This window comes from Alkalibacterium gilvum, assembly GCF_900109085.1.
GTDB classification, from domain to species: domain Bacteria; phylum Bacillota; class Bacilli; order Lactobacillales; family Carnobacteriaceae_A; genus Alkalibacterium; species Alkalibacterium gilvum.
In genome coordinates this window covers 1-11959 of the sequence record NZ_FNYW01000046.1, presented here as the reverse complement: position 1 = coordinate 11959, position 11959 = coordinate 1, and the positions used below count along the sequence as shown (strand labels likewise).

The 11959-nt window shown below is 36.8% G+C and carries 12 protein-coding genes and 1 pseudogene; 10 read left to right on the top strand and 3 right to left on the bottom strand.

Going from position 1 to position 11959, the window contains the following annotated elements; genetic code table 11:
* Positions 1–322 precede the first annotated feature (322 nt).
* Genes BMX83_RS09460 through BMX83_RS09445 form a run of 4 tightly spaced genes read left to right on the top strand, consistent with a single transcriptional unit; the run spans position 323 to position 3557 of the window.
* Complete coding sequence (locus BMX83_RS09460; protein ID WP_091636415.1) at positions 323–751, top strand: hypothetical protein; 429 nt, start codon at positions 323–325, stop codon at positions 749–751.
* Positions 752–766: 15 nt separating this feature from the next.
* Complete coding sequence (locus BMX83_RS09455) at positions 767–2311, top strand: VirD4-like conjugal transfer protein, CD1115 family (RefSeq protein WP_091636412.1); 1545 nt, start codon at positions 767–769, stop codon at positions 2309–2311.
* Positions 2312–2325: 14 nt separating this feature from the next.
* The gene (locus BMX83_RS09450; protein WP_091636409.1) at positions 2326–3168 is read left to right on the top strand and encodes a conjugal transfer protein TrbL family protein; all 843 of its coding nucleotides are present in this window, start codon (positions 2326–2328) and stop codon (positions 3166–3168) included.
* A gap of 23 nt (positions 3169–3191) precedes the next feature.
* The gene (locus BMX83_RS09445) at positions 3192–3557 is read left to right on the top strand and encodes an LptM family lipoprotein (protein WP_091636407.1); all 366 of its coding nucleotides are present in this window, start codon (positions 3192–3194) and stop codon (positions 3555–3557) included.
* A gap of 355 nt (positions 3558–3912) precedes the next feature.
* On the opposite strand, the gene BMX83_RS09440 is transcribed toward BMX83_RS09445, so the two are convergent.
* Genes BMX83_RS09440 through BMX83_RS09430 form a run of 3 tightly spaced genes read right to left on the bottom strand, consistent with a single transcriptional unit; the run spans position 3913 to position 5847 of the window.
* Positions 3913–4617 (bottom strand): hypothetical protein, encoded by a 705-nt coding sequence (locus BMX83_RS09440; protein ID WP_091636404.1) that lies wholly within the window; start codon positions 4615–4617, stop codon positions 3913–3915.
* Entirely contained in the window at positions 4614–5486 is an 873-nt protein-coding gene (locus tag BMX83_RS09435; protein WP_091636401.1) for an ABC transporter ATP-binding protein, read from the bottom strand. The genes BMX83_RS09440 and BMX83_RS09435 overlap by 4 nt, the downstream gene beginning before the upstream one ends.
* On the bottom strand, positions 5479–5847 hold the full coding sequence (locus tag BMX83_RS09430) for a GntR family transcriptional regulator (RefSeq protein ID WP_068443868.1): 369 nt from the start codon (positions 5845–5847) through the stop codon (positions 5479–5481). The genes BMX83_RS09435 and BMX83_RS09430 overlap by 8 nt, the downstream gene beginning before the upstream one ends.
* Positions 5848–6261: 414 nt before the next feature.
* Here BMX83_RS09430 and BMX83_RS09425 point away from each other — a divergent pair, with 414 nt between their 5' ends.
* The 6 genes and pseudogenes from BMX83_RS09425 to BMX83_RS09400 all read left to right on the top strand — a co-directional run.
* On the top strand, positions 6262–6942 hold the full coding sequence (locus tag BMX83_RS09425) for a TetR/AcrR family transcriptional regulator (RefSeq protein ID WP_245746660.1): 681 nt from the start codon (positions 6262–6264) through the stop codon (positions 6940–6942).
* A 145-nt stretch (positions 6943–7087) separates the two neighbouring features.
* Entirely contained in the window at positions 7088–7969 is an 882-nt protein-coding gene (locus BMX83_RS09420; protein WP_091636399.1) for an ABC transporter ATP-binding protein, read from the top strand.
* A 25-nt stretch (positions 7970–7994) separates the two neighbouring features.
* Complete coding sequence (locus BMX83_RS09415) at positions 7995–9608, top strand: ABC transporter permease (protein WP_091636396.1); 1614 nt, start codon at positions 7995–7997, stop codon at positions 9606–9608.
* Positions 9609–9969: 361 nt separating this feature from the next.
* On the top strand, positions 9970–11328 hold the full coding sequence (locus tag BMX83_RS09410) for a hypothetical protein (protein WP_218141944.1): 1359 nt from the start codon (positions 9970–9972) through the stop codon (positions 11326–11328).
* Positions 11303–11626: a hypothetical protein gene (locus BMX83_RS09405; RefSeq protein WP_091636394.1), complete on the top strand. Its 324-nt coding sequence runs from the start codon at positions 11303–11305 to the stop codon at positions 11624–11626. The genes BMX83_RS09410 and BMX83_RS09405 overlap by 26 nt, the downstream gene beginning before the upstream one ends.
* Positions 11627–11721: 95 nt before the next feature.
* A pseudogene (locus BMX83_RS09400) lies at positions 11722–11959 on the top strand (IS4 family transposase); the annotation flags it as partial.

The window sequence follows — 11959 nt, the reverse complement described above, 5'->3', positions numbered from 1 at the left end:
ATTCAGCTTATGAGTATATAGTCTCAACACTATGACGGGAAGCATGCTTTTAGTGTAGTTGATCTACAAGGAGAAGAAGCTTCATCCCACTAAGAACCGACTTCCATCTGATTCTATTTTACACAGAAACAGCACGGAATAACCAAGCAGAACCCATGGATAGTATTAAATTGTCAAAGATCAAAAGTTAACTAGATGACTAAAAGTTTTGAAAATTTTCTCCCCCATGGGGGAGAAGCTTCTGAACTACTTAAGAAATTAACAACCAAAGAAGATAAGTACAATTCTTATCTTCAAACTTATTATACGAGGAGAATAGTGCATGAATGATACAGCTAAAGCGGTATTGAAAAAGCTCACATGGATATTGATTACATTCATTTTTCTGGAAGCCATTTTATTAATGGCATTAGAAGCAATGTTTATCTTATCCGAATATAAGTTAGATATTACAGGCGATTTAGTTATCCAAGAAATCTCAGCCATGTTCCAAAAATTGCCTACGATTATTCAAAGCTATTGGCAGGAGAAAAACCCATTTTTTATTTTAGGCACAGCTGCTATTTTTATTTACTCTCTTGTCTTACACAAAGGGAAGTCAAAAAAAGAAGGCTGGGATACGGAAAACAAAAATGCCTATCATGGTTCAGCTCGTTGGGGCACGTCCACTGATATTTTTGACAAGAAAAATTTTCAGAAACAATCAAAAAGAGGTATTCAATCAGAATTTATGAAGTCCGTAAAACAATAGAAAGGAGTTCTCTGTATGACAGGCACGATTTTAGGACGAATTGGAAAAGACTATATCGTCCAACCAACCGATAGCAAACCAAACAGAAACATTATGGTTATCGGTGGACCAGGGTCATATAAGACACAAGGTTTCGTAATCACAAACATTTTAAATGAAACGGAAAACAGCATTGTCGTGACTGATCCAAAAGGAGAAGTCTACGAACACACCGCTGATTTCAAGAAACGCCAAGGGTATGACGTTCACGTTATTAATTTTGCGAAAATGCAACATTCTGACCGCTACAATCCGATTGATTATGTCACTTCTGACGTGGAAGCAACGAATGTCGCTACAAAAATTGTAGACAGTTCCAACAAAGACGGAAAAAAAGACGTTTGGTATTATTCTCAACGTTCCCTATTATCAGCTTTGATTTTATACGCAAAACTTGAATTGCACCCTACCAAGCGGAATATGAGCGGTATCGTAGAGTTTCTACAAAATCATGGAGAAGCTGATAGTGATGACGAAGAAAGCGAACTAGACAAAGCCTTTTTAAGCCTAGATATTCAACACCCTGCAAGAAAGTTGTATGAATTGGGGTATAAAAAGTCGCGAGGAGATATGAAAGGCTCGATTATTGTTTCTCTCTTAACCACAATTGCCGATTATATCAATGAAACAGTGGGAAATTTTACAGGTTTCAGCGATTTTCACTTGCAAGACGTTGGCAGAAAAAAGACCATGTTATATGTCATTATTCCAGTGATGGACACCAGTTGGGAAGGCTTAACAAACATATTCTTTTCTCAATTGTTCGACCAACTCTATGAGTTAGCTTCCGACCACCATGCAAAATTACCTGTACCAGTGAACTTTATATTAGATGAATTTGTTAACTTAGGAAAATTTACGAATTACGAGGAGTTTTTAGCCACTTGTCGAGGGTATGGCATTGGCGTAGCAACCATTATTCAAACACTCACGCAGTTGCAAGACCGCTATAACAAAGAAAAAGCAGAGTCGATTTTAGGAAACTGTTCTATTCAAATTTGTATGAACGCAGCTAATAATACGACGGCTAAATATTTTTCTGATTTACTCGGAAAAGCGACTGTAAAAGTAGAAACTAGTAACCGTTCGAGTAGCAAGAATGCAAAGCAAGAAGGAAGCAGTAGCAGTACCTCTGATAATGAAAGTTACTCTGGACGTGACCTTATGACCGCAGGCGAAGTAAAAAGCATGCCAGACGATACGGAATTGATTGTTTTTGCGAATAAACCGCCTATTAAAGCGAAAAAAGCGTATCAATTTGACCTGTTTCCAGATCCATTTGAAATGCTTAGCCAAAACAAATATGTCAACCGTCCAAACGCTCAACAGATAGAACGTTTAGAAGAAGAAATTAAAGAGTTTGAAGCTAGTGAAGAAGAAAGACAGCAAGACATTAAGGAAAGACAAGACGAGTTGGAAGAAATGAAGAAAAAAGCGAAAGACGAAGCCCACAATGAAGCAGTAAGTGCCTTTCTAGAAGATTATCAAGATGAAGGTCTAGCCGAAGCAATAGATGAATAGAGAGGGGGAGGAATGTGTTTAACTTTGATGATCTGGGTACTAGAATACTTGAAATGATAAGAGACTGGTTGATTGAACTTGTGGAAATTTTTATCAACTTTTTGCAAAATGTCATGTTTAGTTATGAGGGGCTCGGTGGAATTGCTTTACAAGCCTATGACATATTTGTATGGTTCGGTGGTCTATTGCTTGTCAGTGTAGCATTAGGAAAAGTTATCAATCAACTAATCGGAGAAGCAGAAGGTAGTCAAGAAGCAAATATTTGGCATACAGTAGTGGGTTCGTTCAAAGCAGGCATGTTGCTTGTCATTATGCCTTTTGTAGTATCTATCGTTATGAAAGGAATAATCGAACCCTTCACAGGCTACTTTGTAGGTCTAATGGGGGATGAAATGATAGCTAGTGTTGAGTCGCTAGTAGAGTCAGAAAACTTTGTTGATGTATTCGGTGGAGTTATGGGTCAACTGCTTGTTTGGCTCTTAGTCATGGTTGTTGTAGCATTCTTTATCTTCAAAATCTTCGTTGAACAAGCTCAGTTGCTAATGGACGAAATATTATCCCCATTGGTTGCTATTTCAGTTGTGTCAGAAACTTTTAGCTTCATTGAGAACTGGTGGAGAGATATTATAAGCCACACCGTCACAATCGTTGTATTAACCTTATCAATGGCATTGTTTGTCGAAGCACTCACTATGGAATCAGAGACCCTTTGGCCAAAAATTCCGGCATTGATCGGTACAGGTGCATTGGTTATCAGCGGACCAAGTTTAGTTAAAAGTATTTGGTTTTCAAGCGGTATCGGCCGAACTGGTCAAAGCGTAGCACGTTCCGCTATGCACTTAGTATCCCGTAGATAAAAAACAAAAAGGAGTAATTTAACATGAAAAAAATCGTCGTTCTTCTCTTTACTGTCTTTACTATCCTTACATTATCTGCTTGCGGTACGTCTGTTCATGAAGATTTGCAGGAGAATGAATGGAATGTTGTGGCTACAAATGGAGAAGCATATACTGCTGACTTTCATGCAGATACTGTTACATTCCAATTAGGAGATATGTTTTCAACTGGTTACACTTATTCTCTAAACGAAGATGAAACCGAATTTTCCATGCGAGAAAACGCTGAAAGCGAACCTGTTGCCTTTACTATTAGTCAAGAGAATGATGAATACCGGTTTATCGCAAATACAGAAGAAACAAAAGAGCGCTACGGAGATTTAACGCTGACCCCTATTGAACAAGAATAGAAAGAATGTGTTAGATATGAGTAAAACAGTCATTTTATTATGTGGATGATGATGTTCAAACAACATCCTAAATTAAAAAAAGTTTTGAATCCCTTGTTTAACAAGGGGGAATAGATCATATATATGCTTGACTTTTTAAAAGGAAAAGCCGAATATGAAATGGGGTCTCCATGAAAAACACCAGTCATATTAATCCATTATAGGGCAATATTGTGGAACACCGGCTACTGGGTCAGGAGCTGTTTGTTTGTTGAATTAAGCCAGGTTAGATGAAGAAGCGTATTTTTTATTTCCAATCAAAAAAGGTTACCAATTTCGGTAACCTTTAAATAACTACTAATTACTCTAAAAAAGCTTATTCAGGTTGCTGTTTCCCAATGAATCTAGCCCGATCTCCACGTTCTAATGGCCCATTTCTCATGATGAGGTAAGAGAGCAGCATGAATAATACTGCGATCCCTGCAAGAATGTGGACAAATAAGAGATGATCAACAATCACAAATTCTATAAATGGGCTAAGGTCAGCAAAAGTGTATGTTGTAATTAATACGATCAACAATATGGCTCCACAAATTAAGGTTCTTACATTGCCGAGGTTAAACCAAATAGTTTTAATCATTATCCCAACGCCAAAGAGAAAAACCATCCATAATAGATCAATCCAGATATATAATAGCGGATGAGAGCCGTTAACGAGGTCGGCCATATGGAAGATTTGCCCTTGATCGATAAAAAATTGGCTTAATAAATGTAATCCATTTAGAATGAGCACGCTTAGCACCATGTAGATGCTAACAGATGCAAAGGTTGCCATCATAAACTGTTTTCTCGTTCCGCCTAATGAAAGAATATATTTGTACCCTTGAAAAAGAATAAATGGATAAATGAGAAAAACGGCATAAAATGGGCCGAAGATTGAACCTAAATTTCCGTTCTCACCAGTTGAGTAACTTAAAAAAATATACAATGCCATTAAAGCGATCGTTATTCCAAAGTTGATATAAAAAGTCATCCGCATCTCTTTAAACATGAGTAGAAACGGTCCTTTAAGCGTGTTCATATTTTTTGCCCTCCCTTTTTTGTTAGATTAACGAGATAATCCTGAAGTGGTGCTTTTTCGATGTTAACTCCAACCTCTTTTGCCTGTCTCTCCCAGTCTGCATTGAAAGGCTCATCAATCATGACATTCATTTGCTTCCCAAGTTTACGTTTGTCAATGACCTTGCTATTTCCAAACAGTGATTCCACTGACTCTACTGACCCTGACAAGTGAATGCCATAATTCTTCAATTTCTCTATTTCTTCATACCGAATAATCGTTTGCTGATCAACCACTGCAATTTTTTCACAGAGTGGTTCAAGTTCATCAATGTGGTGTGTTGATAGCATAATTAATCGAGGATCTTCCTCGTAACTATCGAGCAGTACGTCATAAAACTGCTTACGCATATGAGCATCTAGGCCGTTGGAAGGTTCATCCATGATCGTCACTGGTGATTTACTGGCTAGCCCAAGTGTAATCTTAATCATTGTCTGCATCCCTTTTGAAAATTGCTTGATTTTCTTTTTCCTTGGTAATTCAAACATATCAATCAATTCGTCGCCTAACTTCTGATCCCAGTTTTTATTGAAAAATGCACCAAAACGAAGGGCATCTTCTACGTCCCATAAGTCTGAAAATGGGTGGTTTTCTTGCATAAAAGTCACTTGGTTCATCGCCTCTTTGTTGTTATAGGGATTGATTCCGTTCACATTGATCTTTCCTTGATTGGGTTTTTCTAGTCCGGAAATCAATTTCATTAACGTTGTTTTTCCAGAGCCATTACGTCCCCACAACCCTGTAATAATCGGTTCGTCCTCTTGTAACGTTACCTTTTCGAGCGCTGTTACATTCCCATATGAAAACGATAAGTTTTGAATATCAATCATCGTTGTCCTCCTCAATAAATCGAATAATTTCCTCTTTTGTCATCTGAATTCGCTTTGCTTCTTCCAGCAATGGTTTGAGATATTGAAGGTGAAAATCCTTTTTACGTTCAGCAAGCAACCGGCTTTTAGCCCCTTTAGCTATAAACATCCCAACGCCACGCTGTTTATATGCATAACCTGCATCAACGAGCATTGATAAGCCTTTTTGCACCGTTGCGCGGTTCACTTGATAAAATTTAGAAATCTCTGTTGTTGAGGGAATTTGATCTCCTTCATGCAACTCACCATCAACAATATCATCAGCAATCATTTCTGAAATTTGCTGGAAGATTGGCCTGGAGTCATCAAAAACAGCTTTCACAAAAACCTCCTTCCTCCCATTTTGTTGATGGGTTGATTAGTTGTGTAATCAACCATACATTAATGAACCGATATTGTAAACAGTTATTTTTTGTTTTCTTCTTATCATTTGTTTAAAACGCTTAGGCATCAAGGAAATAAGGGGGGCAGGAATTATGTGCTTAAAAGCCAAGCAAGGTCTACCAGCTATACAGGAATAGGACGCGCCCGGAATTAGCGCCTGTATTGTACATAAGGGCCACTTTGTAGAATAACACTACATGCTAATTCACAAGAAAAGAATCCATTTTGATTTCTATTTCAAAATGGATTCTTTTTTATTGATCATAAAATATGGGATTGTGATTTTGTAGATCAAACTTTAGCTCTAACCATACCTGTGTTTTTTGAATCCAATTGACCGATTTGGTCATTTGTGTTATATTCAAATGACCAAAATGGTCATTTGATTTATGGTCGAAAGGAGGTAACCATCATAAACCCCATACTTAACAACCTGAAATTAGAAAAACAAAAGCTTATTATAAACGCTGCAATAAAAGAATTTGTAAAAAGAGGTTTTGAAAAAGCATCAACAAATGAAATTGTCAAAGAGGCAAGAATCTCTAAAGGTTCGTTGTTTAATTATTTTCATAGCAAGAAAGATCTTTATATATATTTAATCGAATACGGTGTTCAAGTTATTGAGGATTTTTATGAACAAATTGATTTGAGTGAAACGGATTTATTTAAAAGAATTGAAAATATCGGATTACAGAAACTGTATATCCATAAAAAGTTTCCTCACGTTTTTGATTTCCTGGCAGCTGCCATCCAAGAGGAATCAGCTGAAGTAAAAGATATGATTAAGGAAAAAGTTGATCCCGTCTATGATCGGGGCACAGAGCTAATATATAAGCATATTGATTACTCTAAGTTCCGTGAAGGGATTGAAATTGAAAAGGCGATTGAAATCCTGAATTGGACGATGTTCGGATTCGGTGAGAAAGGACTGCACCAAATAAACACCTTTGAAGATCTCCACGAATTTGGTGAGAAATATCTTGAGGAATGGAAAGGGTATACGGAAATACTGAAATACAGCTTTTACAAATAAAAATGAAGTAAAGCATGTATAAGTTTATCAACCTGAGGGGTGATTGTTTAGGTGTTATTTAATCCATAATTTTCAACTTCTGTATGAACTGAAAAGTATGTTGTAAAAAGGGTGTCACAATCTTTAATAAAGGAGTGTTTATGCTATGACAGAAATTGTAAATGTCCAAGGTCTACAAAAAAGTTTCGGTAAGTTTCGGGCATTAAGTGATGTTTCATTCACCGTAAATACCGGAGAAGTAGTCGGATTTATAGGCCCCAATGGAGCTGGTAAATCCACAACTATTCGTATTTTGCTGGGAATTATTAACCGAGAAGCAGGTGATGCGGAGATATTCGGTAAGGATACTTGGAAAGATAGCCTTGAAATTCACAAACGTATCTCTTATGTCCCAGGAGATGTCACACTGTGGGGAAATCTGACAGGCGGTGAGATTATTGATTTATTCCTTAAATTGCATGGTGGGGGAGATAAGCAAAAACGTGACTCTTTAATTAAACGCTTTGAGCTGGACCCAAAGAAAAAAGCCAAAGGATATTCAAAAGGAAATCGGCAAAAGGTTGGTTTGATAGCAGCACTTTCTGTTAATTCGGATTTATATATTTTTGATGAACCAACTTCCGGTCTTGACCCTTTGATGGAATCAGTTTTTCAAGAAGAAGTTGAAAAAATCAAGGAATCAGGTAAAGCCATCCTGTTATCCTCTCATATTTTGAGTGAAGTTGAACGTTTGGCGGATAAGGTGGTTATCGTTCGCCAAGGTGAAATTGTGGAAGCTGGAACCCTGGATGAATTACGTCACTTGACTCGTTCCACTGTAACCATAGAAGCAGAAGGTGATGTGGCTGAAATGGCCAGTGTAAATGGCGTGTTTAATTTTAAACAAAAAGATAATCAGGCGACATTCTCTGCGAATAATCAATATCTCAACGATATTTTAATGGAAGCGAGCAAACTAGGTGTCAAAAAATTTGAATCTGCACCACCAACTCTTGAAGATTTGTTTATGCGTCATTATGAAGGCTAAGCGCCTGAGAGGAGGATGAAATACGATGAAGGAAAAATTCGCTCAATGGGATACACTGTTTGTACTATATCTCAAACGGGATTGGAAAAAAATTATTGTTTGGATTTTAGGAATTGGCTTGTTTTCAGCTGCTTTTGTTCCAGCTTTTGAAGAAATAGCAAAAGGGCAAGGCTTGCTGGGAATGTACGAAACTTTGCAAAATCCTGCAATGATATCCATGGTGGGCCCTACGCCAGTTGAAACAGCAAGTGATTACACTTTAGGAGCAATGTATGCGCACGAAATGCTGCTATTCTGCGGTTTATTTGCGATGATAATAGCTGCTTTACACGTGGTAAGTCATACGCGTAAAGAAGAGGATCTTGGCCTTTCTGAGCTAGTGCGCTCATTTCAAATAGGTCGTCAAGCAAATTCCTTTGCTGCAATAGTAGAGACAATTTTCATTAATGTCTTATTAGCATTTTTTATTGGTGGCGTAATGATGAGTTTTGGTGCCGATACGATTTCTGCTGAAGGTTCCTTTTTATTTGGAGCGTCGGTCGGATTTGCAGGTATTATCGGGGCTGGGATTGCTCTGGTTATGGCGCAAATCATGCCAACTTCATCTGCTGCAACAGGTTCTGCACTTGGAATTATAGGATTATTGTATATTGTTCGTGCCGGAACAGATGTCTCCAATGTTGACTTATCCATGTTCAACCCTTTGGGGTGGGCATATTTAACTTATCCCTTTACGGAAAATAACTGGACCTTACTATTTTTTGCATTTATTTTCGGTTTAATCATGGTAGTCATTGCTTTTGCCCTTGAAGGCTCACGCGATATGGGAGCTGGATATCTTCCTGAAAGGGAGGGCCGAAGATATGCAAAGAAATCGTTACTGTCTGTCCGTGGACTATTTATCAAAATTAACAAAGGTGTGATGATTAGCTGGTTGATTGCCTTTATCCTTATGGGGGTAGCCTATGGTTCAATTTATGGAGACATGCAAACCTTCCTTGAAAGTAGCGAAGTAATGAAACAAATGTTCAGCAGTTCAGGCGTTTCCATTGAAGAATCATTCACAAGCACGATAATGATGGTCATGATTGGTTTGGTATCGATATTGCCAATTGCAATTGTGAATAAACTGTTCACACAAGAAGACCGATCCCTTTTAAGTCAAATTTATGCTACAAAAGTGACCCGCACCCAACTTTTTTGGACCAGTATTGGTTTAGCGGTTTTTGCAGGTTTAGTAGGAATTTTATTAGCTGCAGGTAGTCTTGGTGGTACAGCTATCTCAGCCATGGGGGATAGCTCAACGATGGATACACTAGATTTTCTTGTTGCTGGCTACAACTTCTTACCATCCGTATTATTCTTTATTGGTCTAGCGGCTTTAGCACTCGGCTGGTCACCGAAACTAGGAAAAGTGGTTTATCTTTACCTTGGCTACTCCTTTGTAATAAACTACTTTGGCGGTATCTTGGACTTACCAGAATGGTTTTCCAAAACAGCCATTCAAAGCTGGATTCCACGAATGCCAATGGAGAATTTTGATACTCCAATTTTCATTACAATAACTGTGATTAGCATCGCTTTGATGGCAATAGGTTACCTTGGTTATAGTAGGCGGGATATGATTGAAGGTACTTAATATTGACTAAGGCATAAGTGAAATTAGTTAAAGACTCTATGCTAAGTCCTGCAGAGTATCGGGCACAATTCTGTGATAAGAATTGTGCTCAAGAAAGGTTTTGTTCTGAAGCATATTGCTGATCTACCACAATACCAGCTAATAGCGGAAAGGACTATTCCGTTAACGGACGCTTTAGTGGAATAAAAAAAGCCTAATTTCTCAACGAAAAATTAGGCTTTTTAATATTAGATTTACCTTAACATTTTTACGAGGCTATCCCATTAAAAATGTTTAAAGTTGATTGACTTTTCAAGAGGAATCGTTCAAACTATAAATAAGAATATATGTTCGTCCGATAAGAGTTTTGGAGGTAAACTAAATGGAGAATGGAAACCATAGGTTTGTGTGGAAGGCGATAAAATACTATAGGAAACAAGGCGGGGATATTGTAAATACACCTTCATTCATTATTGGACTAGAGAACAAGACAACAAAAGGAGTAATCCCTCATCCCATAAGCCATTTTTTATTTAAGAATTACCATAGAAACTCCGGCTCTATAAACACTGAACTTACTGTAGCACAAATTATTGTTCCTTTTTTAAACTTTATATTAGATAAAGTGAACCAAGGATTAACTGAATATACCGAAGTTCAAGGTTTGGCAGATTTACGAGAGAAACATGCAAATGCTTATTTACAATACTGTGTAGACGAGAAATCAAATAAAAATAAGACTTTAGAAATGAAAGAGAATTTTTTAGCAAAATTTTATAAGTATTTATGGGATGAAAAAGTACTAAAGCATAAACCTAAATTTAAGCTGGTTTCTGTAAGAACGGGAAAAGAAGTTAGAAAAGTATATAAAATTGATTTCACTTATAAAAAGACAGATGAAACGCTTTTACGTGAAAGAGTAAAAAGAAAAGATATAGTACCCCAAGATCATGAATCTAACGAGAATAGAACTTTTATTCGTTTGCAATATATTCGTGAGATACTTTATGTGGCAAAGCATGAGACGCCTGATATTGCATTTGGATTGGCTTTACAAATATTTGGAGGGTTGCGTAAAGGTGAAGTAGTAAACATGACTAGAACGGCTTTAAAATCACAAAATGGGCAAAAGTATGGTGTCGAAGGATTAGTCCTACTTGTAAGGGATCGCCAAAATGAATTATTTACAAGATTTAGCGATGTTTCAACAATACAGGTTAAGAACCCAAGAGATCAATCCTGTCTGATTGATCCGATTTTAAATTATTTATACAAGCATCATGTAGAGACCGTACTTAAAAAGATTAAGAAACCCATACATCCCAATGCATTGTTTTATGATACAGAAGGGAGTCCAATGTCGGCAGACACATATGATAAAAGATTTTTAAAATTGAAGAATACCTATTTAGGGATGTTACTCGGTACTCCCGGTAGATATCAGGATTATCTAGACTTCTCTCAAACAAAATGGCGCTCACACATTGGTAGAGGGGCGTTTACTAATATGTGTTTGGACGCTGGATTTAATGAGAAACAAACTGCAGTATTACGTGGTGACAGGTCAACGCAGTCTATGGAATCCTATTTTGACATTATTACTGCAACTTATAACATACGAAAGGCATTAAGCCTGCTTTCTCCCGACGAATTGGACAATATAACAGGTCTGAATATGCCATTTAATCATAAAATGTGGAAGGATGTTCAAGAATTTGGAAAAGGACTTAGGCAAAAATAATAGAGACTATATGACAATATACGAAATAACTGTGGAGAAATTTAATAAAAACTCGAACAACGGATACTTTATCAATAAATTAAGAAGATCCATAACAGAGTTACCAACTGAATTTAATATAACAAAAATCGATTTAGAGGAAAAAATCCTTGATACTAAATATGGTAAAACTGCCAAAGAACTGTATTTAAAAGAAGATGTAGATCGCTTTTTTGCAAACTATGTATCTAAGAATTCTCTCGTTAGGAAACTACGAAAGTCTGTTAGCAATCACACGGTTTATAAATATTATCACTAGTGTTGCATTAAAATTTTAAGCATTTTAAAGCATAAAAAAATCCTTTATAATGGGAGTGGATGACTTATCCAAGACCATTACAAAGGACCAACAACATGGATAAGTATAAAACAAAAATGACCATAAGCAAATGGTTTTCGTTTATAAATTTAGAAAAATTAAGTGGTAAATCTCAAAAAGCTATTCAAAGCTTTGATGCTTACGTCAAAAAATTAACATTTGACCGTGCTTTGAAACTCTTTTTATTCGCAATTAATGATGAAACAAACAGTTTACGCCATCTAGATAATCAGTTGGTAAATCCAAAACTTAGAAAAGCAATTGGAGTTGATG